Source organism: Pseudomonas sp. MWU13-2100, assembly GCF_023242365.1.
In the GTDB taxonomy this organism is placed as follows: domain Bacteria; phylum Pseudomonadota; class Gammaproteobacteria; order Pseudomonadales; family Pseudomonadaceae; genus Aquipseudomonas.
On the sequence record NZ_JALLIX010000008.1, the window covers coordinates 13731 to 36277 of the forward strand.

Here is a 22547-nt window from a genome sequence, read left to right on the forward strand (position 1 = left end):
TTCAGGCGCCTTGTCGCCTGCATGTAGACTTTGAGAGGCTAGACCCCTGTGGCATTGACGATTCTCGGCCTGTCCGGCGCCCTTAGTCATGATCCCTCCGCAGCGCTGTACATCGACGGCAAGCTGATTGCAGCGGCCGAAGAAGAACGCTTCGTACGCGACAAGCATGCAAAGAACCGCATGCCCTACGAATCGGCGAAGTTCTGCCTGGAACAGGCCGGTATCAAACCGTCCGACGTTGATGTGGTGGCGATTCCGTTCGCCCCCATCAGCCTGTTTGGCAAGGCTCGTTGGCACTACGCCAAGCGTTACTGGTACGCCCCGGATCGTGCTTTTGACGCGATTCTGATGGGCAACCGCCGCTACAAGCGCTATCGCAACAAGATCGTCTGGTGCCTGGAACAACTGGGTTTCGATCCGAAGAAAGTCAAGATCGAACCGGTCGAGCACCATCTGGCCCACGCCTCCAGCGCCTACCACTGTTCCGGTTTCAAAGAAAAAACCGCGATCCTCGGTATTGACGGCAAGGGCGAGTACGCCACGACCTTCTTCGGCTACGGCGAAAACGGCAAGATCCACAAGATCAAGGAGTTCTTCGATCCGGACTCCCTGGGCGGCCTGTACGGCGCGATCACCGAGTTCCTCGGCTTTGAAATGCTCGACGGTGAATTCAAGGTGATGGGCATGGCCCCTTACGGCGATGCCAGCAAGTATGACTTCTCGCGCCTGGCCTCGTTCGAAAACGGCGAGCTGGTGATCAACACCGACTACGCTAACGTCGTTGGCCTGCGCCGCTACAAGGAAAAGGGCAAGGGCTTCTACTTCTCGCCGAAACTGATCGAATGGCTGGGCCCCAAGCGTGAAGGCGATATCGCCGACGAGCCGTACATTCACTACGCGGCCAGCATGCAGGCGCTATTCGAGAAGATCTCGCTGCAGATGATCGACTACTACCTGGGCGATATTCTCAAGGACACCGGCAAGCTGGCCTTTGCCGGCGGTTGCGCGCTGAACGTCAAGCTGAACCAGAAGATCATTGCCCGCAATGACGTCAAGGAGCTGTTCGTGCAGCCGGCTTCCGGCGATGCCGGCACGGCGGTGGGCGCGGCGGCCTATGTGTCCCATGCTCGCGGGGTGCCGGTGGAGAAGATGGAGCACGTCTATCTCGGCCCGTCCTACAGCAACGAAGACGTGATCGCCGCCTGCGCGCGCCACGAAAAAGCGCCGAAGTGGCGCAAACTTGAGAACATGCCGGAGCAGATCGCCAGGATCATGGTTGACGGCAACCCGGTGGCCTGGTTCCAGGGCCGCATGGAGTTCGGTCCGCGGGCCCTGGGCGGTCGTTCGATCATCGGTTGCCCGAGCGTCGCCGGCGTGGCGGATCGGATCAACCACCAGATCAAGTTCCGCGAGCGCTGGAGGCCTTTCTGCCCGTCGATGCTCGACACCGTGGCACCCCAGATGATCAAGATCGATCACCCGGCGCCGTTCATGACCTTCACTTTCGAAGTGGCGCAAGAATGGAAGACCCGTGTGCCGGAAGTCGTCCATGAGGACGGCACTTCGCGGGCCCAGGTGCTCAAGCGCGAATACAACCCGCGCTACTACGATATGATGAAAGCGCTGGAGGTCCTCACCGGCAATGGTGTGTCCCTGAATACCTCACTGAACCGTCGCGGCGAACCGATGATCTGCTCGCCGACCGATGCCTTGAACATGTTCTTTGGTTCGGATTTGCAGTACCTGATCATGGAAGACATCCTGGTGGTCAAGGATGGAACGGAGGCTTATGACTCGCTTGGTTGATCGCCATGTGCTGCAATTTTGCCATAGCTACAGCAGTCCGTTTCTTGACTGTGCCCGTCAGTACGCGAGTCTGTTCAGTGGTACCGGCTACCGGGTAACCACAGTGTTCCTGACGGGGGCTGCTGACGCCAATGTCGCCGCCAGTTGCGCGTCAGATGAAGTGTTGTTCATGGAGTACAGCTCCAAGGCAGTTGCTGGCCTGAAGCTGGGCGCCATTCGTGATTTGCGCAAGATAGTCGCTGCGCGGAATTTCAGTTTCTGCATCGCCCATCGCGCCAAACCTATTTTTATCAGCATGTTGAGCACCTCGTTACCAATCATCGGTGTTCACCATGCCTTTGGTGACTACCAGCGCTTTAGTCGCCGGCTGTTCGCCAATCTGTTCCATAAGCGCCTGAGTCTGCTCGCTGTTTCCGATGCGGTGCGTGATGAAATTCGCCAGAGTTTGCCGCATTGGCCTGCCGATCGTATCAATACGCTCTATAACCGCATTGATATCGACTCCCTTCAAGCCAGTCAGCTGCCCCCGGCTCAGGCGCGCGACGCGCTTGGGTTGTCATCCGAGGCCTGGATCGTTGGTAATGTCGGGCGGCTTCATCCCGATAAGGATCAGGCCACATTGATCCGTGGATTTGCGATCGCCCTGCCGTATCTGCCTCAGAACAGCCAATTGGTCATTCTCGGCAGCGGTCGTTTGGAGCAGGAACTCAAGGCGTTTGCACGGGCGCTAGGCGTTGCCGAGCAAGTTTTGTTCCTGGGAAACATCCCTGAAGCCCGGCGCTACTTCAAGGCCTTCGATGTATTTGCGTTGAGCTCCAATTACGAGCCTTTTGGTATGGTCTTGCTCGAGGCTATGGCGGCGGGAGTGCCGCTTCTTGCTGCGGATTGTGGCGGCGCCAAGGAAGTAGTCGAGGGCGTCGGCATCCTGTTTCCGCTGGCGGATGCCGAGCATCTGGCGCAGGGGCTCAAGAGCCTCTCGTTACTCGATGATGAACAACGTCTGGCCTCTGCCGGACTCATGCTGGCGCGCTTGCGTGAGCGTTTTTCGGATCAAGCGGTTCGTGAGGCCTTTTGGCGCTTGCCGCAGGTTGCCGATCTGACTGTTGAGGCTTGATACGACAGGCTTCCAGTGGAGAGATGTATGAGCAAGCGTTTCAAGGTCCTGCAGTTACAGCCGGACTACAATGTCAAAAGAAATGATTTCTCCGATTTGGCCGAACAGATTGTCCTGGCTCTGCCGAAGGAACGCTATGAGGTGACATCGGCTTTTTTGCGCGGTCGTCCTGGGCCAGGGGAACCGGTCAGCCGCGCTGAACATTCTGTTTATTTCGATTTTACCAGCAATGCCCTCAAAGGCGTCATGCGCTTGTGGGTGATGTGGCGTTTGTATCAGTTCTGTCGTAAAGGACAGTTCGATGTGGTGGTCTGCAATCGTTTCAAACCGGTGAACATGTTGTTGCAGCTCAATCGCTGGTTGAAAATCCCTCTGTGCATTGGCATCTCTCATGGCTTTGGTGAGTATGATCGATTTTATCGGCGTCGCCAGGTCAAGGTGCTGGCTGACAAGCATTGGCGTTTTGTCGGGGTTTCGCCTGCGGTGAAAGCTTATCTGTTGGGTTGCCAATCCGGCTTCACCGATAAAAATACCTATGCGATCAGTAATGCGATCGATATCGAACAGGCGGAACGCTTGCAGCACTCGCGCGAGCATTCACGCGATCTGTTGGGGGTGTCATCTTCGGCCCGCTTGATTGGTGCGCTGGGGCGCCTGGTTCCGATCAAGGGGCACATTCATCTGCTTCAGGCTTTTGCCCTGCTCAAGGACCGGTACCCTGATAGTCAGCTGGCAATCATTGGCACCGGGAGAGAGGAGGCCAATTTGAAGGCTGAGATAGAGCGTCTGGGGCTGGAAGGGCGTGCGCATTTGCTAGGTTTTCGAGAAGACGCTATGCAGTACTTGCGAGCATTTGATATCTGGACTATGCCTTCTCTGAGCGAAGGGCTGGGCTTGGCGTTGCTGGAGGGTATGTGTGGGCACTTGCCCATTATTGCCTCCAACGTCCCGGCAATGTTGCCGCTTGTGCAAGGTGCTGGTGGCCTGTCCCATGATCCGGGCAATGTGGAGCAACTGGCTGCAGCGCTGGACACCTATCTGGCGATGAGCGACGAGCAACTGCGTGTCAAAGGTGAGCAAGCCTTTCGCTATCTGCAGGAGCATCACACCCTGGCGGAATTCAGGCAAAAGTACCTGGACCTGATCGAAATGGGTCTGCGTGATGAGGGGCGGGTATGAGTCTGCAGCCGCTGGTTTCGGTCATTATTGCTTCCTATAACCATGGGCCATACATTGAGCAGAGCATTCTGAGCGTGCTTGGCCAGACGTATCCGAATATTGAGTTGTTGGTGGTCGACGATGGTTCCAGCGATGACAGTGTCGAGCGGATCAGGCGTCTGCAAGCCGAGCATGGCTTCGACTTTCAGGTTCAGAAGAACCAGGGTTTGACCTGCACGCTTAACGGTGCGGTTGCCCGGTCCAGGGGGAGTTTGATTGCTCCGTTTGGGTCCGACGATATTATGTTGCCCGAGCGTATAGCGATCCAGGTTGCCCATATGGAGGGTGCGCCCGAGGTGGGTATTTGCGCGGGTAATATCGAGCTGATCGATAGCAACGGTAATCCTTTTCCCGAGAAACGCCCGGGCCGGGACGTGCCGTTCCGTCGCCTGGATTTTGATGACATGTTTCTTGAGCGAAAGCCCTATCCACCGGCACCTACCTTGCTGATTCGACGTGAGGTCCTGGAAGAGGTGGGCGGCTTCGACCCGACGATTCGTCTGGAGGACCTGCAGATCGAGTTGAAGGTCACGCATGCCGGTTATTTCATTGACGCCCTCGGGGTGCCAATGGCCCGTTATCGCAAACACGCCAGCAATTCATACAAGAATCTCCGATTCATGATCGACTCGATTCTCAAGACCTATGCACTGTTCAGTGAGCACCCGGCCTATGACGAAGTGCGTTATAAGTTCCTGAACTCGATGTTTATCAAGGCGGCAAATCGGGATAGGGCGCTGGCCCGAGAGCTTCTCAAGCAGATCCCGTACAAATACTTTAATCGCAGGACCTTACGGGGTTTGGGGCGCTTGTATTTTTCGCCGCAGCACAGGGGGTAATGGGGTGGGTTGGTTTGAACGCTTCTTGGAAAAACGCGCTAAACGTGCCATTCGAAAACTACCGAGAATCGAGCGAGGAGCGGCCCGTTTCCGCCGTCGCTACCCAGAGAATGGCTATGATTTTGGCTATGGTAGTTACGGCATCCCACAGGTCCATGATTGGCATGAAGGCACGACATTGCGTATCGGTGCCTATTGTTCGATCGCCGGTGGCGTACAGATTTTCCTGGGGGGGCATCATCGCGCCGATTGGGTGAGTACCTTCCCCTTTCCTGCCGTGTTGTCGCAGGCCTCGCATATTACCGATTATGGTGGTTCTCGTGGCGATGTCAGGGTCGGCAACGATGTGTGGCTCTGCTCCAATTGTACCCTGCTTTCAGGCGTTACCGTCGGTGATGGCGCCATTGTCGCCGCCGGTGCGGTGGTGACTCGGGATGTTGAGCCCTATGCGGTGGTGGCTGGCAATCCTGCGCGCTTTGTGAAGTGGCGTTTTCCAGAGGACCAGCGCATGGCGTTATTGCGAAGTGCCTGGTGGAATTGGCCGAAGGAAGAGGTGCAGGGTCTGGCCGACAAGCTCTGCAGCGACGACATCGCCGGATTCCTGGCTTATGCCGGACAGCGCAAGTCTTCTTGAGTAGCGAGGTGTGCGCACATTCCTGATGCCCTGTGCTCGTTTGTCCGTCCATCTCGCCGTCAGTGGATAGCGACGGCGAGATTGCGAGCGAGCAGGGCATGACTCAAATTTGAGCTTGTTTGCCCTTTGCCAACTGATGGCCGCGATTGGCGATACTGAGTGCCGCGATCAGGGCCAGGGGGATCCACAACAGGAACCAGTGTTCGCGCGGTCGTGTGAGGACTGCGCCGCCTTCGGCCAGGCCGGCACCAATGCCGTAGATCAGTAGGGTGGAGGCGAGGACGAACAGCGGCTGGAGGCGATGACGGTAGCCGCTGAGCAGACCCCACGCCAATATGAAGGCCCAGGGGATCAGGCCGATGATTCCGACGTAGTAGAGCACCCCCAGGGCAAAATTGTGGGGCTCCTGCAGCAGATAGCCTATGCCGACATCGATGCGCAGCTCAGAGTCGTATCCATGACCAATCCAGGGGTGTTCGGCGATTCTCCCCAAGGCAATTTGCCAGATCTGCAGGCGATAGGAGCTGCCGCGGTCGCCCAATACATCCGGGAACAATAGCAGAATGACGGCTGAGCCCAGCAGTATGCCCGTGATCATCACCAGAGCCCTGCGATTACGGCTGACGATGCTTAGCCACAGGATAGAGAGGGTAAGGGCCACCAGCGGGGTTCGCGACCCCGTTGCGATGACCGCGACCAGCATGACGGCCGTCGCCGGTACGCTGAGCCAGAGGACTGACAGGCGCGGGCTGGTAATGCAGGTGTACAACCAGTAAATGCAGAAAAACCCGAACAGATGAGAACTCAGCAGCGGGTTGGTGAAGGCACCTGCGCCGACCATGCGATGACCGGGTGCGTAATCTCTTAAAAATGGCACGAGGTCGATGATGGTCGCGACCAGGGCGATGGTCGCCGCGCAGAGCATCAGCGGCTTCAAGGCCTCGCTACGGTACTGGAGCAGCATGGCGCAACCGGCGAAGAGCATGAGCGGTTGCAAGGGAATTTTCATCATCCCGAAATCCGGGTTCTCTGGAGGGCTCCACAGCAGGCTCAGGCACAACCAGATACAGAGCGCCAGGAAACCGGCAATAATTGGCTCTCCCAGCAGCGTCTTGATTTCCCTCGGACGCAGGCAGAGCATCAGCAGAGAGGGAATACCGAACAGCCCGAGGTAGAATGAGGTTAGCGCGCTGCGGCTCTCGAGAAAGAACATCCCTGAAAGCAAGATCAGCAAACCCAGCGGCAGAATCCATTTACACAGGAAGTCAAAAATACGGGTTGAGGCAGAGGTCAGATGATTGGATTGCATGCAGGCAGGTCATTCCACAAGAGTGATCATCGCCCATCATAAGTGGGCAGCTTTTCAATGTCATTGGTCAAGGTGCGGGATTGTTGATCATTTCGTGTGCAAATACACCCCGGAAGCTGTGCTAAAGTCAGCCTCCTTTTTCATAACCGCCGCGTGATATGACCGAATCCAGTCTCAGCGCAAGCCCATCGAGCTTGAAAGTATACTTCCGCCTACTCGGCTACGTACGGCCTTATATCGGCCTGTTCGCGCTGAGTATCGTGGGTTTCCTGATATTCGCGTCGACCCAACCGATGCTCGGCTATATTCTGAAATATTTCGTCGACGGCCTGTCCAATCCGCAAGCCGCGCTGTTTCCGACGGTGCCTTACCTGCGCGACCTGCAGTTGCTGCAGGCGGTGCCGCTGTTGCTGGTGCTGATCGCCGCCTGGCAAGGGTTGGGTTCGTACCTGGGTAACTTTTTCCTGGCCAAGGTGTCCCTGGGGCTGGTTCACGATTTGCGGGTGGAGCTGTTCAATAACCTGCTGACGTTGCCCAATCGTTATTTCGACACCCACAACTCCGGGCATCTGATCTCGCGCATTACCTTCAACGTGACCATGGTCACCGGGGCGGTGACCGACGCGATCAAGGTGGTGATCCGCGAAGGCATGACCGTGGTCTTCCTGTTCCTCTCGCTGCTGTGGATGAACTGGCGCCTGACCCTGGTGATGGTTGCCATCCTGCCGTTGATCGCGGTGATGGTCAGCACCTCCAGCAAGAAGTTTCGCAAGCAGAGCAAGAAGATTCAGGTCGCGATGGGTGATGTCACTCATGTTGCCTCGGAAACCATCCAGGGCTATCGCGTGGTTCGCAGCTTCGGCGGTGAAACCTACGAGCAGCGGCGCTTTCTCAAGGCTAGCCTGAGCAACACCGACCGACAGTTGCGCATGACCCGCACCGGTGCGATCTATACGCCGATGCTGCAAATGGTGATCTACAGCGCCATGGCGGTGCTGTTGTTTCTGGTGCTCTACCTGCGTGGCGATGCCTCGGCCGGCGACATGATTGCCTACATCACTCTGGCCGGTTTGCTGCCCAAGCCGATTCGCCAGCTGTCCGAAGTCAGCTCCACGGTCCAGAAGGGTGTGGCCGGTGCCGAAAGTATCTTCGAGCAGCTTGATGTCACTCCGGAAGTGGACACCGGCACCGTGGAGCGGGAGTCGGTCAGTGGTCATCTGGAAGTGCGCAACCTGAGCTTTACCTATCCGGGCACCGAGCGTCAGGTCCTGGACAATGTCAGCTTCAGTGTCGCGCCTGGCCAGATGGTGGCCCTGGTCGGACGCTCCGGCAGCGGCAAGTCGACCCTGGCGGCCCTGATCCCACGCTTCTATCACCATGACAGTGGGGAGATTCTTCTCGATGGCGTGGATATCGAGGATTATCGACTGCTGAACCTGCGTCGACACATTGCCCAGGTCACCCAGCATGTCACGCTGTTCAGTGACACCGTGGCGAACAATATTGCCTACGGCGATCTGGCCGGCGCTCCCCGGGCCGATATCGAGGCCGCGGCGGCGGACGCCTATGCCAAGGATTTCGTCGAGCAACTGCCTCAGGGCTTTGACACCCTCGTGGGTGAAAATGGCGTACTGCTTTCCGGCGGTCAGCGCCAGCGTCTGGCAATCGCCCGAGCGTTGCTCAAGAACGCCCCGCTGTTGATCCTCGATGAAGCGACCTCGGCCCTCGATACCGAATCGGAGCGGCATATCCAGGCTGCCCTGGATCATGCCATGCAAGGGCGCACCACCCTGGTGATCGCCCACCGGTTGTCGACGATCGAGAAGGCCGACCTGATTCTGGTCATGGACCAGGGCCGTATCGTCGAGCGTGGTACCCATGCCGAGCTGCTTGCCCAAAAGGGTTACTACGCCCGGCTCAATGCCATGGGCCTGGACGAACCGGCGCACGTCGGGATCGTCTGATCCGTTGGCAGGGCGCGCGATGCCGATCGTTGCGCCCTGTTTTTGTCTAGGCAAGCCTTCGCTAACCCTGTGTTAATATCGCGCCCCTGTTCATTTTTTATGTGGGTTGCTCCATGAAGTTGTCCATGCCGCGATTCGATCAAGCCCCTGTCTTGGTGGTCGGCGATGTCATGCTCGACCGTTACTGGCATGGTGGTACCTCACGGATTTCTCCTGAGGCACCGGTGCCAGTGGTCAAGGTCGAGCATATCGAAGACCGTCCCGGTGGCGCCGCCAACGTTGCCCTGAACATCGCCGCCCTGGGTGCTCCGGCATCGCTGGTGGGGGTCACTGGTGACGACGAGGCCGCCGACAGCCTGGTCAACAGTCTCAAGGGGGCCGGGGTCCGGGCTCTGTTCCAGCGTATTGCGCACCAGCCGACCATCGTCAAGCTGCGGGTCATGAGCCGCCACCAACAGTTGCTGCGGATCGACTTTGAAGAACCCTTCGCCACCGATGCCTTGGCTCTGGCGTCTGAAGTCGATGGCTTGCTCGAAGGCGTCAAGGTGCTGGTGCTGTCCGACTACGGCAAAGGCGCCTTGAAGAATCACCAGGTCCTGATCCAGGCCGCCCGGGCGCGGGGTATTCCCGTGCTGGCTGACCCCAAGGGCAAGGACTTTTCGATCTACCGTGGCGCGAGCCTTATCACGCCGAACCTCAGCGAGTTCGAAACCATTGTCGGCGGTTGCGCCGATGAGCATGAATTGGTGGCCAAGGGCGCCCGGTTGATGCAGGACCTGGACCTCGGCGCCTTGCTGGTGACCCGTGGCGAGCATGGCATGACCCTGCTGCGCCCGGATCATCCGGCGCTGCACCTGCCGGCCCGGGCCCGTGAAGTATTCGATGTGACCGGTGCCGGAGATACAGTGATCTCGACCCTGGCGGCGGCCATTGCCGCGGGCGAAGAACTGCCGCATGCCGTGGCCTTGGCCAACCTCGCTGCCGGCATCGTGGTCGGCAAGCTCGGTACGGCAGCCATCAGTGCGCCTGAGCTGCGCCGGGCGATCCAGCGTGAGGAAGGGTCCGAGCGCGGCGTGCTGGGCCTGGAGCAATTGCTGCTGGCGGTCGACGACGCACGGGCGCACAACGAGAAGATCGTCTTCACCAATGGTTGCTTCGACATTCTCCACGCCGGTCACGTGACCTACCTGGAGCAGGCGCGGGCCCAGGGTGATCGGTTGATCGTCGCGGTCAACGACGATGCCTCGGTGAGCCGCCTCAAGGGCCCTGGCCGTCCGATCAACAGTGTTGATCGGCGCATGGCCGTGCTGGCCGGCCTGGGTGCCGTGGACTGGGTTATCAGCTTCCCCGAGGGTACCCCGGAAAACCTGTTGGCCCAGGTCAAGCCGGATGTGCTGGTCAAGGGAGGGGACTATGGGATCGACCAGGTGGTCGGTGCCTCCATCGTGACCGCCTATGGCGGGACGGTGAAAGTGCTCGGCTTGGTGGAAAACAGCTCGACCACGGCCATTGTCGAGAAGATCCGCAGCAACTGATAAGCGCCAGGCCCGTTCGATAGGTGCGGGCCTGGGTTTCGGCTTTCACTGTGGAGCCAGCTTGCTGGCAATGAGGCCCTTGAGCCTTGTGGTGGCCACACGGCCGCGATCGCCAGCAAGCAGGTTCCTTGTATCGACAAGGGCCATGTGTTCGTCCTTGCTTTGTCAGCGCCCGGTTTTCAGCGGCACGATCTTGCGCAGGATCTGCCGGGCCTTGCCGGTCAGGCGCTTGATTTTCGAATCTTTCTCCGGCTCCCCCAGCCCTTGCTGACGGACCCAGTCCTTCCAGCGAATCCGTTCCTCGCGCACCACCCAGCCTTCCTGTCGGGCAAAGCTTTCCGCCAGGTACAGACCGCGGGTGCTGGCCGGATGCAGTTGATCCTTTTTCAGCGTGTATAGCTCGGCGCAGGGCTGCCCGTCCTTGAGTGGCATCAGGTACAGGTCGGGTCGGCCGCGGTCCAGGCGTGCCACCAGTTGATCGTTTTCCAGGCGCTCGTCGACATGGAACAGGCTCAGGGACTTGGCCTCGCGAGGGACCTCCAGGCGCAGGTCATAGATCAGTTGCAATGATGCCGTGGGCAGGTGCACGTAGGTCCGCGGGCGCTCCATCAGTTGCAGTGCACCGCAGCGTACCGGCCGCGCCGCGCCGGACAAGGAGGTCAGGCGAAAGGGCAGGGCTTCGCGGTAATGCAGGGCCGCCGAGTAGGGCGTCGGCAGCCAGGTCTCATTGAAGCGACCGCCGAGCCAGCCTTCCGGGGTTTCCAGCAGGCACTCCTCGGCGATTTCGGCGATGGCGGTGAGCAGCGGAATGGCCAGTTCATGGGCCGGGACATAGCCGGAAATCAGCTTGAGTACCACGTCGCCGCGATCCTGGCGGCGCTGGCGGACCAGCACCCAGTAGTCGCGGTTGTGCCAGTGCAGGGTCAGGCGCACCGAGACGCCGAGGTTGGCCAGTCCCAGGGTGAAACGCTCGGGGTTGTCCACTGCGACCGGTTTGCGTTTGTGCAAGGTTTGCGCAAAGTTCAACGGCATCCCGACGCTCTGGTAACACAAGCCTTCGGGGGTCGCCTCGACGAGTAATGGCAGGGTCTTGAAGTCGCTGGGGTTCTTGCGTATCAGCGTCCGCGGCATCTCGGCTCCTTCTTGCGTCGGGGTCGGCCGCCTGGGCGGCATCAGTTTTGGCGAATGACCCGGGCCACCGTCGCCACATTGTGGGTCAGGTGCAGCGGGTTGATGGTGCCGACAATAGCACTGGCAACGCCGGGCTGTGCAAATAGCAGTTCAAAGCTGGCCCGCACCGGGTCGACACCTGGAGCCAGGCACACGTGGCCGCTGGCCAGGGCCTTTTTCACCAGGATCGCCTTGCCGTGGGCTGCAGCATAGTCAATGACCGGTTTCTCGTCCTGTTCGTTCAGATTGTAGGTGATCATCGCACAATCACCTTGCTCCAGAGCCTTCAGGCCACCTTCGACGGTCTTGCCGGAAAAACCGAAAGCACGGATCTTGCCTTCGTCCTTCAAGGCCGCGAGGGTCTGGTAGACATCGCTGTGTTCGAGGATCGCCAGGTCGTCGCCGTCGGAATGTACCAGTACCAGGTCGATAAAGTCGGTTTCCAGGCGTTGCAAGCTGCGCTCCACGGAGAAACGGGTATGCGCAGCACTGAAGTCATGGCTCGATTGGCCGGCTTCGAACTCTTCGCCAACCTTGCTGACGATCACCCACTCCTGGCGCTGTCCGCGCAGCAGCGGGCCGAGACGTTCTTCGCTGCGGCCATAGGCTGGCGCGGTGTCGATCAGGTTGATGCCCAGGTCACGGGTCAGATGCAGTAACTGGCTGGCTTGCTGATCGTCGGGAATCTGGAAACCGTTGGGGTATTTGACACCCTGGTCGCGACCGAGCTTGACGGTGCCCAGGCCCAGGGGCGACACCCGCAAGCCGGTGCTGCCGAGTGTTCGATGCAGGTCGTGCAGGGTCGGCAGGCTCATGGCAGCAGTTGCTCCCAGGGGGTTTGTGCGATGGCCGGCTTCGGCAACTCGGGCAGGCCGGCTGCCGGGCCAGGGCGGATCCCGTCGCGTTCCAGGCTCTTGATCACGCGGTCGGCGAAATCCGGCGCCAGGGCCAGCTTGGTCGGCCAGCCCACCAGCAGGCGATCCTGTTCGGCGAGGAAGGCATTGTCCGGACGGCTCAGGCCCGATTGCAGCGGTTCGGCGCGCTCGACCCGCAAGGTGGCCCATTGCGCCTGGCTCAGGTCGACCCAGGGCAGCAGGTTGCCCAGCTCCTTCTGGGCGGTGGCGATCTGCGCGGCGGGCTCGCGGGCGACACCTTCGGCCTCGGCGATGTCGCCGCCGAGGTACCAGACCCATTGGCCATCAGCCGTCGGATGGGTGGTCACGGTAATGCGCGGCTTGGGTCCGCCGCCCAGGCAATGGGCGTACAGCGGTTTCAGGCTCGGGCCCTTGACCAGCACCATGTGCAAGGGACGGGTCTGCATGGCCGGCTGGCTCAGGCCGAGGGTTTTGAGCAACGCAGCATTGCCGGCTCCGGCGCTGAGGACGATGCGCTGGGCATGGATATCCCGGCCATCGACCCGCAGGCCGACCAGTTGCTCGTTGTCCAGCAGCGGTTCGATAGTGTGGCCGGCGAGCAAGCCGTCACCGGCCAGTTCGGCCAGGCGGTTGATCAGGCTCGGCACATCGATCACCAGTTCCGCCAGGCGATAGACCTTGCCCTTGAAGCGCGGGTCTTGCAGGGCAGGCGGCAGTTGCTCGCCCTTGACCTGGTCGACCCGGCCGCGCACAGCCTTGCTGGCGAAGAAACTGGTGAGGTTGCCGGCCAGGGTGCCGGGGGACCAGAGATAGTGGGCTTCGGACAGCAGGCGCACGCCCGACAGGTCGAGTTCGCCGTTGCCGGCCAGGGCCTCGCGCCAGCGCCGCGGCATATCGGCGATGGCTTCCGAGGCGCCGCTCAGGGCGCCGTGCAGGGCGTATTTGGCGCCGCCGTGGATGATGCCCTGGGACTTGACGCTCTGCCCGCCGCCGAGGCTGGCGCTTTCCACCAGTACCGTCGAAAAGCCCTGGCGGCGCAGGCGCGCGTTGAGCCAGAGCCCGGCAACGCCGGCGCCGACAATCAGGACATCGGTGGAAAGAGCGGATGGCATGCGACGACCTCGGTGTTCAAGACAAGGCTCGCAGTATACAGGCTCATGAAGAGAGCATGTCTGGGCTGCGTGCGGCTAGTTGAGGTCGCGCGCGGTCCTGTGGTGAGCGGGCAAGCCCGCTCGCCACAGGACCGCGCTCGGCTTCAGGTCTTTTGAGCGGTTGGCATTGGTGACGCCCTAGTGCCCGGCGGTCTTCGAGAACAGCTGGATCACCACCACCCCGAGTACGATCAGGACCATGCCGAGCATGGCCGGGATATCCAGCTTCTGCCCGTAGAGAAACAGCGCGGCGACGCTGACCATCACGATGCCCATCCCGGCCCAGACCGCGTAGGCGACGCCCACCGGCACTGTGCGCACCACCAGGGTCAGCATCCAGAACGCAATGCCATAACCGACGATGATCAGCAGCAGCGGCAACGGCGTGCTCAGGCCTTTGACCGCTTTCATGGAGACGGTGGCGATAACTTCGGCGCAGATGGCAATGGCCAGGTAGTAGTAAGCGTGCATGGGGCAATCTCTCGTGTTTGGACCTGCTGACAAGGTCGGCATTCTAGAGATTCATCAGATGGGGTAAAGTCATTACCTATCTGCAAAAAAGATGGGTTGATCATGGGGATTCAGTGGAACCTGGAGCAGATGCGCCTGTTTGTCGGTGTCGCCGAGCAGCGTTCGTTTTCCGCCGTGGCTCGCCAGCAGCGCAAGGCGCAGTCGGCGGTCAGCAGCGCGATCGCCCTGCTGGAAACCGATCTGGGGGTGACGCTGTTCGAGCGTAGCAGCGGTCGCCAGCCGAAATTGACCGAGGCCGGGGCCGCCTTGCTGGAAGAGGCGCGGGAAGTGCTGCGCCAGTGCGATCGTCTCAATGGCCGGGCGCTGGCCCTGATGCGTGGCGAGGAAGCCTGTTTGCGCCTGGCCCAGGACGAGGCCATGCCCTACCAGCCGGTGCTCGACAGCCTGGAGGCGCTGTCGGAGCATTACCCCGGCGTCGAGGTGCAACTGGCCAGCGGTGCCCAGGGCGATGTTGCGCGCAAGCTGGTGGAGCGGCGGGCGGACCTGGGCCTGCTGTTCCACCACGACCAGATGCCGCAGACCCTGGAGCGGCGGGCGCTGGGCAGTGTCGAAATGGTCACGGTGTGCGCGGTCAATCATCCGCTGGCGGCTTCGCTGCGGGTCAACCGCCAGCAACTGGCCCGGCATCGGCAACTGCTGATCGCCCCGCAACAGAGCGGTTATCCCGGGGGCGAACAGCTCAGCCCGCAGGTCTGGCGGGCGGACTCCTTCTACGTAATGGCCGAACTGCTGATGCGCGGCCTGGGTTGGGCCTGGCTGCCACGGCATGTGGTGCAATACCCGGCGTACCAGAACCAGATGGTCGAGCTGAGCAGCGAATGGACACCGCCGGCGCTGGTGGTGGAGCTGGTCTGGCGCCGTGACGAACCCCTGGGGCCGGCGGCGCGCTGGCTGGCCGAACGCTTTGCCGAGCACTTGCAGGCGATCGGTTGAAAAAGCCGATAAACTCCGTCGCCATGAATAGAACTCTCTACAGCTTTTTGTTTCATCTGGGGCTGCCGCTGGTGGCGTTGCGTCTATGGCTGCGGGCGCGCAAGGCGCCGGCTTATGCCCGACGCGTCGGCGAGCGCTTTGCCCGTGGCCTGCCGGTACTGCGCCCGGACGGGATCTGGGTGCATGCGGTGTCGGTCGGCGAGAGCATTGCCGCCGCGCCGATGATCCGTGCGTTGCTGGTGAAGTATCCGCAGTTACCGATCACAGTCACCTGCATGACGCCCACCGGTTCCGAGCGGATCAAGGCGCTGTTCGCCGACGAACCGCGGATCCAGCATTGCTACCTGCCTTACGACTTGCCGTGGGCGGCGGCGCGCTTTCTCGAGGCGGCTCGGCCGAAGCTGGCGGTGATCATGGAAACCGAGCTGTGGCCCAACCATATCCATCAGTGCGCCAAGCGCGGGATTCCGGTGGCGCTGGCCAATGCGCGGTTGTCGGCGCGTTCGGCCAGGGGCTATGGGCGGTTCGCCCGGTTGACCCGGCCGATGCTGGAGGAAATGAGCCTGATCGCCGTGCAGACCGAGGCTGAGGCCGAGCGCTTCCGGCAGTTGGGGGCGCGGCCTGAGTGCGTCGAGGTGACCGGCTCGATCAAGTTTGACTTGAGCATCGACCCGCAATTGCTGGTGCGTGCCGCCGAGTTGCGTGGGCAATGGCAGGCGCAGGAGCGGCCGGTGTGGATTGCCGCGAGCACCCATGAAGGTGAGGATGCGGTGGTGCTGGCGGCCCATCGGCAATTGCTGGGCAACTATCCGAACGCCCTGTTGATCCTGGTGCCGCGTCACCCGGAGCGCTTCGACAGCGTGTTCGCCTTGTGCCAGGAGCAGGGCTTTGCGACGGTGCGGCGTTCCAGTGGCGAGCCGGTCAGTGCGCACACCGAGGTGATGCTCGGTGACACCATGGGCGAGCTGTTGTTTCTCTATGCCTTGGCCGATAGCGCTTTCGTCGGCGGCAGCCTGGTAGCCAACGGCGGGCATAACCTGCTGGAGCCGGCGGCGCTGTGCAAGCCGGTGCTGAGCGGGCCGCACCTGTTCAATTTCCTCGAGATCGCCGCGTTGATGCGCGAGGCGGGGGCGTTGCAGGAGGTGGAGGATGCCGAAGGGCTGGCGGTGGCGGTGCAGCGCCTGTTCGAGTTGCCGCGTGATGCGCAGAAGATGGGTGAGGCGGGGCTGAAGGTGATGAAGGCCAACCAGGGCGCATTGCAGCGCTTGCTGGATGGGCTGGGGCGCTTGCTGTCGCGCTAGCGCAATCCCTGCGGGAGCCGGCTTGCTGGCGATAGCGGCCGGTCAGGCGTTGCAAGGCTCACGGGCCTCATCGCCAGCAAGCCGGCTCCTACAGGTTTTCGGGTGTTCTCAAGAACCCATCAATACTTCGCATTGCCCTTGAGATTGGCCGCGGCCGCCTTCGCCAGGTCTGGCGGCAGGAAGTCCTTGTCCGGGTTGTAGTCGGCCTTCAGGTAGCGCTGCAGGTCGCTCAGGTCGCCCGGGTTCAGGGTGCCGGCCGCCTGCTTCAGGCGCAGGTTGTCGAGAATGTAGTCGTAGCGGGTGTTGTTGTAGTCGCGTACCGAGGTGTACAGCTGACGCTGGGCATCCAGCACATCGACGATATTGCGCGTCCCCACCTGATAACCGATTTCGGTCGCTTCCAGCGCACTCTGGTTGGAGATGATCGACTGCTTGCGCGCCTGCACCTGTTCCACATCGGTGTTCACCGCGCGATGCAGGTTACGGGTGTTTTCCACCACCTGGCGGCGCAGGGCTTCACGCTGCTGTTCGGTCTGGCTCAGGCGCGAAGTGGATTCACGCACTTGCGAGCTGGTCAGGCCGCCGCTGTAGAGCGGAACGCTCAACTGCAGGCCGATGGTGGTCTGCTTCACCGGTCCGGCATAACTCTGACCCAGCGCATTGGGGTTGCCCAGGCCGAAACCGTCATTGTCGCCAGCCTCGTACTTGGCCACCGCATCCAGGGTCGGCGCATGGCCGGCCTTGCGCTGCTTGAGGGTTTCCTCGGCGGCGCTGACGGCGTAGTTGCTCGCCAGCAGGTTGAGGTTCTGTCGGGCCGCGGTGTCGACCCAGGCCTTGGCGTCATTCGGGGTCGGCGCCAGCACCGGCAAGGTGTGGACGATGCCCTGGATCGAGTTGTACTGACGGTTGGTCAGGGTCATCAGCGCTTCGAAGGCGTCCGCCACCGCACGCTGGGCGACGATCCGGTTGGCCCGCGAGGTGTCGTAGCTGGCCTGGGATTGCAGTACGTCGGTCTTGTCCGACAGGCCGACATCGAAGCGCTCGTTGGATTGGTCGAGCTGGCGTTTGAAGGCCGCTTCCTCGGCCCTGGTCGAGGCCAGGGTGTCCTGGGCGCGCAGCACCGCGAAGTAGCTTTCGGCGCTTTGCAGAATCAGGTTCTGTTCGGTCGCCGAGAGTTGCAGGGCGGCTTGTTCGTTGATGTCCTTGGCGGCCTGGTACTGGAACCAGCGGTCGGCCCGGAACAGTGGTTGGGCCAGGGTTGCCTGGTAGGTCGTGGCGCTGCGGTTCAGGTTCATCGACGGTTGGTCGATGGAGGTCTGGACATTGTTCGTGCTGGCAGCGGCCGACAGGTTCGGCAGCAGCCCGGCCCGGGCCTGGGGTACGACTTCCTTTTGCGCGTCATAGTTGGCACGGGCGGCGGCCAGGTCGGCGTTGTTGCCCACGGCCTCCTGGTACACGCTGACCAGGTCGGTCTTGGCCGTCAGGGGCGTTTCAGCTGCCCAGACCAATCCGTTGGTCGCACAAGACACGGCCAGGGCCAGTGAAAGTTTGCGCAGCATGAGACGATTCCTAGAGTAAATATTACAGTGGTAATGCGATTGCCGAGGCTACTGCCCGGCTTGCCCAGCGTCAAGACGTTGCGAGTGTAGTGCCGGGGCGGGTCGGCAACAATCCTGTATATCTGCCATTTATCCAGACGAACAAGGGGGAGATGGCATTATGTCGCAGTCTTCTCTACACTCGGCGGGTTCTTGTCGGGGTGCCTTGCTATGAGGCTGAGATCGGATAATTCCGGATCCCGTTGAACCTGATCAGGTTAGCGCCTGCGTAGGGAACAAGATTTCTCGTCCCCCGGCGAGTCCTCTTGTGCTTCGTCCGGGATGTTGTTCGACAATCGAACAGCGTTTACGAGGACCGAGCACAGCACCCGTCCTGGTGCGTCCGTGCCTTCAGGTTCGTCCCGACAATCCCCTGGATACCGTCTGGAGAGCCGTGATGAGTACAAAATCAAAAGATGCCGCCAACCTCAGCGATTCAGCCAAGGTCGACGAGCAATCGGTACAGCCTTTTACCCGTTCGCAGAAAATCTACGTGCAGGGCTCGCGCCCGGATATCCGCGTGCCGATGCGCGAAATCAGCCTGGATGTGACCCCCACCGATTTCGGCGGCGAGATCAACGCCCCGGTGCTGGTCTACGACACCTCCGGTCCCTACACCGACCCGAACGTGACCATCGACGTGCGCAAGGGCCTGGGCGATGTGCGCTCGAGCTGGATCGACAGCCGTGGCGACACCGAACGCCTGACCGGTTTGAGCTCCAACTTCGGCCAGCAGCGCCTGGCCGACCCTGAGCTGACCAAGCTGCGTTTCGCCCATGTGAACAATCCGCGCCGCGCCAAGCCGGGCGCCAACGTCAGCCAGATGCACTACGCCCGTCAGGGCATCATCACCGCCGAGATGGAATACGTCGCCATCCGCGAGAACCTCAAGCTGGAGGAGGCTCGTGCCGCCGGCCTGCTCAAGCAGCAGCACCCGGGTCACAGCTTTGGCGCGAGCATCCCGAAACAGATCACCGCCGAATTCGTCCGCGAGGAAATCGCCCGCGGTCGCGCGATCATCCCGGCCAACATCAACCACGTGGAGCTGGAGCCGATGATCATCGGCCGTAACTTCCTGGTGAAGATCAACGGCAATATCGGCAACAGCGCCCTGGGTTCTTCCATCGAGGAAGAGGTGGCCAAGTTGACCTGGGGCATCCGCTGGGGCTCGGACACGGTCATGGACCTGTCCACCGGCAAGCACATCCATGAAACCCGCGAGTGGATCATCCGCAACTCGCCGGTACCGATCGGCACCGTGCCGATCTACCAGGCGCTGGAGAAGGTCAACGGCGTGGCCGAGGACCTGACCTGGGAACTGTTCCGCGACACCCTGATCGAACAGGCCGAGCAGGGCGTCGACTATTTCACCATCCACGCCGGTGTGCTGCTGCGCTACGTGCCGATGACCGCCAAGCGCGTCACCGGGATCGTTTCCCGTGGCGGTTCGATCATGGCCAAGTGGTGCCTGGCGCATCACAAGGAAAACTTCCTCTACACCCACTTCGACGAAATCTGCGAAATCATGAAGGCCTACGACGTCAGCTTCTCGCTGGGCGACGGCCTGCGTCCGGGTTCGATTGCCGACGCCAATGATGAGGCGCAGTTCGGCGAGCTGGAGACCTTGGGCGAGTTGACCAAGATCGCCTGGAAACACGACGTGCAGTGCATGATCGAAGGTCCGGGGCATGTGCCGATGCAGTTGATCAAGGAGAACATGGACAAGCAGCTGGAGTGCTGCGACGAAGCGCCGTTCTACACCCTCGGCCCGCTGACCACGGATATCGCGCCGGGCTACGACCACATCACCTCGGGTATCGGCGCGGCGATGATCGGCTGGTTCGGTTGCGCCATGCTTTGCTACGTCACGCCCAAGGAACACCTGGGCCTGCCGAACAAGGATGACGTGAAGACCGGGATCATCACCTACAAGATCGCCGCCCATGCCGCCGACCTTGCCAAGGGTCACCCGGGCGCGCAGATCCGTGACAACGCCTTGAGCAAGGCACGCTTCGAGTTCCGTTGGGAAGACCAGTTCAACCTGGGCCTGGACCCGGACACCGCGCGTTCCTACCACGACGAGACCCTGCCGAAGGATTCGGCCAAGGTCGCGCATTTCTGCTCGATGTGCGGGCCGAAGTTCTGCTCGATGAAGATCACCCAGGAAGTTCGTGAGTACGCGGCCAACCAGCGGATCGAAGCGGTCGATGTGGAAGCCGCCCAGGGCATGGCGGAACAGGCGGAGCGCTTCAAGCGCGAAGGTAGCCAGTTGTATCAGAAGGTTTGATGCGATCTGAAGTAATCGGGTGCCTGTAAGGGCCCTTTCGCGGGCAAGCTCTGCTCCCACGGTGTCCGCGCCCGATCACTGATGGTGGGGCGACACAAATCCTGTGGGAGCGGAGCTTGCCCGCGAAAGCAATGGCACGGGCAAGGATGCTCTCACGATAAAAAACACCTATCTCCTTCCCTTGGGCCAACCCTCTTGAACACTCCCAGCACCTACTCCCCCGATCTCGCGGTCCCCGCCGACAGGCGTGTGTTCGGCGCGCGCGATCTGTTTTCCCTGTGGTTCTCCCTCGGCATCGGCCTGATGGTCCTGCAAACCGGTGCCCTGCTGGCACCGGGTTTGGGCCTGTCCGGCTCGCTGCTGGCGATCCTCCTTGGCACCCTGGTCGGCGTCCTGTTGCTGGCCGCGGTCGGCGTGATCGGCAGCGACACCGGCCTGGCCTCCATGGCTGCATTGAAGCTCAGCCTCGGCCAGTACGGGGCGAGCCTGCCGGCGCTGCTCAACCTGCTGCAACTGGTGGGTTGGGGCGCGTTCGAAATCATCGTCATGCGCGATGCGGCCAGCCTGTTGGGCGCCCGGGCGTTCAGCACGGGTAGCCTGCTGGCCAACCCGTTGCTCTGGACCCTGGTGTTCGGCGTTTTGGCGACCTTGCTGGCGGTCAGCGGTCCCTTGACCTTTGTGCGCAAGATCCTGCGCAAATGGGGGGTCTGGCTGCTGCTGGCGGCTTGCCTGTGGCTGACTTGGAACCTGTTCGCCAAGGCCGACCTGGCGGCGCTGTGGGCGCAGGGCGGTGATGGTTCCATGCCGTTTGCCGTGGGCTTCGATATCGCCATTGCCATGCCGCTGTCCTGGCTGCCGCTGATCGCCGACTACTCGCGTTTCGGCAAGCGCGCGAAAAGTGTGTTCGGCGGCACCGCGCTGGGCTTTCTGATCGGCAACTTCTGGCTGATGAGCCTGGGCGTGGCCTACACCCTGGCGTTCGCTCCCAGCGGTGAAACCAATGCCTTGCTGCTGGCCCTGGCCGGTGCCGGGCTGGGTATCCCACTGCTGCTGATCCTGCTCGACGAATCGGAAAACGCCTTTGCCGATATCCACTCGGCGGCGGTGTCCAGTGGCATCCTGTTGCGTTGGAAGGTCGAACACCTGGCTCTGGCCATTGGTGTGCTCTGTACCCTGATCGCCTGCTTCGCGCCCTTGGCGCAATACCAGAACTTCCTGCTGCTGATCGGTTCGGTGTTCGCGCCGCTGTTCGGCGTGGTGCTGGTGGATCACTTCATCCTGCGCGGGCGCCGCGCCGCGGGCGCGGCGTCGCTGTTGCGCTGGCCGGCACTGCTGGCCTGGTTGGGCGGCGTGTCGACCTACCACCTGCTGGCCAACTTCCATCCGGAGTTGGGCGCAACCCTGCCGTCACTGGTGGTGGCAGGGCTGCTGCAAGGGTTGCTCGGTCGTGCATTCAACGTCGGGCGGGAAACAGCTCGGGCCTGAGCACGCCGTTGAGGCGCTGGTAGGGAATGTTCATTTCGATCAGGCCCATGGCGTAGGGGGCGATGGTCGTCACGTTGTACTTGAGGATCACGCCATCGCTGGCCAGGGTGACGTTCGGGGTTTTCCGGAAGGGCCAGGATGCAATGAAGTCCTGGTCCAGCCGGTTGTTGATCTGCCAGTTGTTATGGGCGACCTTGGCCAGCTTCCAGAACGTCTCTTCCTGGCCGGGCAGCAGCATGTCCTGCAAGCTCAGGGCCTTGTGATCCTGGCGCGACCAGGTGAGGAAACCGCGCCCTGGCATGCCATGTTCGACACCATCGTCCAGGTAGCTGGCGAGTTCGACGATCACCAAGCCGTCATGCTGCTCGCGTACGTTGGCTTGCAAGTAGCTGCCGTGGCCGCTTTCGGCGGTGGCGAGGAATTGCTCCCGATAGATCTTGAGTGAAGCCGGCAGTGGCGCGTCGGGTGAGGTGCGGCCCATCTGCAGCAGCGCCTGCTCTACCGCGGCGTCCAGTTGCGGTTCATCGGGGAAATGCACGGTATCGATGTTCACCAACGGGCAGTCCGGACCGCTGCAGCCCGGCTTGATCTGTTCGGAGGCGTCGCTCTTGACGCTCAGCGGGGTCTTCAGGCTAGGCTGGAACAGGCTCTGGCAGGCGCCCAGGGTCAGGGCGATGAGCGTCAGCGCGGCGATTTTAAAAAACGACATGGGTGTCCTTCGTCAGCGAAAGAAAGGTCAAGTGATCGGGCTTCGACTGTCAGCGGCGTACTCGGTTCGCCACTAAGCTAATTAGAGT

Annotated in this window: 17 protein-coding genes, 1 pseudogene and 1 riboswitch; of the genes and pseudogenes, 11 read left to right on the plus strand and 7 right to left on the minus strand. The window is 61.3% G+C overall.

All coding sequences use genetic code 11. The annotated features are described in order from the left end of the window. The first annotated feature begins 48 nt into the window (after positions 1-48). The 5 genes from M5B99_RS07900 to M5B99_RS07920 are packed head-to-tail and all read left to right on the plus strand — an operon-like array spanning position 49 to position 5611. Positions 49-1806: a carbamoyltransferase gene (locus M5B99_RS07900; RefSeq protein WP_248803510.1), complete on the plus strand. Its 1758-nt coding sequence runs from the start codon at positions 49-51 to the stop codon at positions 1804-1806. Next, positions 1790-2920 carry a glycosyltransferase gene (locus tag M5B99_RS07905; protein ID WP_248803511.1) on the plus strand — a complete coding sequence of 377 codons (1131 nt, stop codon included), beginning with the start codon at positions 1790-1792 and terminating at the stop codon, positions 2918-2920. The genes M5B99_RS07900 and M5B99_RS07905 overlap by 17 nt, the downstream gene beginning before the upstream one ends. Before the next feature lie 27 nt (positions 2921-2947). Beyond that, complete coding sequence (locus tag M5B99_RS07910; protein WP_248803512.1) at positions 2948-4099, plus strand: glycosyltransferase; 1152 nt, start codon at positions 2948-2950, stop codon at positions 4097-4099. After that, on the plus strand, positions 4096-4977 hold the full coding sequence (locus M5B99_RS07915; protein WP_248803513.1) for a glycosyltransferase: 882 nt from the start codon (positions 4096-4098) through the stop codon (positions 4975-4977). Before M5B99_RS07910 ends, M5B99_RS07915 begins: the two co-directional genes overlap by 4 nt. Positions 4978-4981: 4 nt before the next feature. Beyond that, entirely contained in the window at positions 4982-5611 is a 630-nt protein-coding gene (locus M5B99_RS07920; RefSeq protein ID WP_248803514.1) for a CatB-related O-acetyltransferase, read from the plus strand. Between the two features lie 124 nt (positions 5612-5735). Here M5B99_RS07920 and M5B99_RS07925 read toward each other — a convergent pair. Then, positions 5736-6920, minus strand: a pseudogene (locus tag M5B99_RS07925) (O-antigen ligase family protein); the annotation flags it as partial. 158 nt (positions 6921-7078) lie between these two features. Here M5B99_RS07925 and msbA point away from each other — a divergent pair. Next, positions 7079-8884, plus strand: coding sequence for a lipid A export permease/ATP-binding protein MsbA (gene msbA, locus M5B99_RS07930; RefSeq protein ID WP_248803516.1), 1806 nt, complete (start codon positions 7079-7081; stop codon positions 8882-8884). Positions 8885-8997: 113 nt separating this feature from the next. Beyond that, positions 8998-10419 carry a bifunctional D-glycero-beta-D-manno-heptose-7-phosphate kinase/D-glycero-beta-D-manno-heptose 1-phosphate adenylyltransferase HldE gene (gene hldE, locus M5B99_RS07935; RefSeq protein ID WP_248803517.1) on the plus strand — a complete coding sequence of 474 codons (1422 nt, stop codon included), beginning with the start codon at positions 8998-9000 and terminating at the stop codon, positions 10417-10419. Positions 10420-10584: 165 nt separating this feature from the next. Here the strand turns inward: hldE and M5B99_RS07940 are convergent, their stop codons facing one another. From M5B99_RS07940 to M5B99_RS07955, 4 genes are all read right to left on the minus strand, one after another. Next, the gene (locus M5B99_RS07940; protein WP_248803518.1) at positions 10585-11550 is read right to left on the minus strand and encodes a metal ABC transporter ATPase; all 966 of its coding nucleotides are present in this window, start codon (positions 11548-11550) and stop codon (positions 10585-10587) included. A 41-nt stretch (positions 11551-11591) separates the two neighbouring features. Then, entirely contained in the window at positions 11592-12404 is an 813-nt protein-coding gene (locus M5B99_RS07945) for an aldo/keto reductase (protein ID WP_248803519.1), read from the minus strand. After that, entirely contained in the window at positions 12401-13576 is a 1176-nt protein-coding gene (locus M5B99_RS07950; protein WP_248803520.1) for an NAD(P)/FAD-dependent oxidoreductase, read from the minus strand. Before M5B99_RS07950 ends, M5B99_RS07945 begins: the two co-directional genes overlap by 4 nt. Positions 13577-13753: 177 nt before the next feature. After that, a complete protein-coding gene (locus M5B99_RS07955; protein ID WP_248803521.1) occupies positions 13754-14086 on the minus strand; it encodes a DMT family transporter in 333 nt (110 codons plus the stop codon). A gap of 108 nt (positions 14087-14194) precedes the next feature. Here M5B99_RS07955 and M5B99_RS07960 point away from each other — a divergent pair, with 108 nt between their 5' ends. Beyond that, entirely contained in the window at positions 14195-15079 is an 885-nt protein-coding gene (locus tag M5B99_RS07960; protein WP_412548711.1) for a LysR family transcriptional regulator, read from the plus strand. A gap of 23 nt (positions 15080-15102) precedes the next feature. Next, positions 15103-16380, plus strand: coding sequence for a lipid IV(A) 3-deoxy-D-manno-octulosonic acid transferase (gene waaA, locus M5B99_RS07965; protein WP_248803523.1), 1278 nt, complete (start codon positions 15103-15105; stop codon positions 16378-16380). Positions 16381-16499: 119 nt separating this feature from the next. On the opposite strand, the gene M5B99_RS07970 is transcribed toward waaA, so the two are convergent. Further along, positions 16500-17939, minus strand: coding sequence for a TolC family outer membrane protein (locus M5B99_RS07970; protein ID WP_248803524.1), 1440 nt, complete (start codon positions 17937-17939; stop codon positions 16500-16502). Positions 17940-18125: 186 nt separating this feature from the next. Beyond that, positions 18126-18231, plus strand: a riboswitch (TPP riboswitch). 144 nt (positions 18232-18375) lie between these two features. On the opposite strand from M5B99_RS07970, the gene thiC reads away from it, so the two are divergent. After that, a complete protein-coding gene (gene thiC, locus M5B99_RS07975) occupies positions 18376-20265 on the plus strand; it encodes a phosphomethylpyrimidine synthase ThiC (protein WP_248803525.1) in 1890 nt (629 codons plus the stop codon). A gap of 195 nt (positions 20266-20460) precedes the next feature. Next, complete coding sequence (gene cytX, locus M5B99_RS07980) at positions 20461-21750, plus strand: putative hydroxymethylpyrimidine transporter CytX (RefSeq protein WP_248803526.1); 1290 nt, start codon at positions 20461-20463, stop codon at positions 21748-21750. Here the strand turns inward: cytX and M5B99_RS07985 are convergent. Further along, positions 21719-22459 (minus strand): RsiV family protein, encoded by a 741-nt coding sequence (locus M5B99_RS07985; RefSeq protein ID WP_248803527.1) that lies wholly within the window; start codon positions 22457-22459, stop codon positions 21719-21721. The two genes, cytX and M5B99_RS07985, sit on opposite strands and share 32 nt — an antisense overlap. Positions 22460-22547: the final 88 nt, after the last annotated feature.

Coding starts and splice junctions, on each gene's coding strand:
- M5B99_RS07905 (WP_248803511.1), top strand. CDS start 1,790: ATGACTCGCTTGGTTGATCGCCATGTGCTGCAATTTTGCCATAGCTAC.
- M5B99_RS07910 (WP_248803512.1), top strand. CDS start 2,948: ATGAGCAAGCGTTTCAAGGTCCTGCAGTTACAGCCGGACTACAATGTC.
- M5B99_RS07915 (WP_248803513.1), top strand. CDS start 4,096: ATGAGTCTGCAGCCGCTGGTTTCGGTCATTATTGCTTCCTATAACCAT.
- msbA (WP_248803516.1), top strand. CDS start 7,079: ATGACCGAATCCAGTCTCAGCGCAAGCCCATCGAGCTTGAAAGTATAC.
- hldE (WP_248803517.1), top strand. CDS start 8,998: ATGAAGTTGTCCATGCCGCGATTCGATCAAGCCCCTGTCTTGGTGGTC.
- M5B99_RS07940 (WP_248803518.1), bottom strand. CDS start 11,550: ATGCCGCGGACGCTGATACGCAAGAACCCCAGCGACTTCAAGACCCTG.
- M5B99_RS07945 (WP_248803519.1), bottom strand. CDS start 12,404: ATGAGCCTGCCGACCCTGCACGACCTGCATCGAACACTCGGCAGCACC.
- M5B99_RS07950 (WP_248803520.1), bottom strand. CDS start 13,576: ATGCCATCCGCTCTTTCCACCGATGTCCTGATTGTCGGCGCCGGCGTT.
- M5B99_RS07955 (WP_248803521.1), bottom strand. CDS start 14,086: ATGCACGCTTACTACTACCTGGCCATTGCCATCTGCGCCGAAGTTATC.
- waaA (WP_248803523.1), top strand. CDS start 15,103: ATGAATAGAACTCTCTACAGCTTTTTGTTTCATCTGGGGCTGCCGCTG.
- M5B99_RS07970 (WP_248803524.1), bottom strand. CDS start 17,939: ATGCTGCGCAAACTTTCACTGGCCCTGGCCGTGTCTTGTGCGACCAAC.
- thiC (WP_248803525.1), top strand. CDS start 18,376: ATGAGTACAAAATCAAAAGATGCCGCCAACCTCAGCGATTCAGCCAAG.
- M5B99_RS07985 (WP_248803527.1), bottom strand. CDS start 22,459: ATGTCGTTTTTTAAAATCGCCGCGCTGACGCTCATCGCCCTGACCCTG.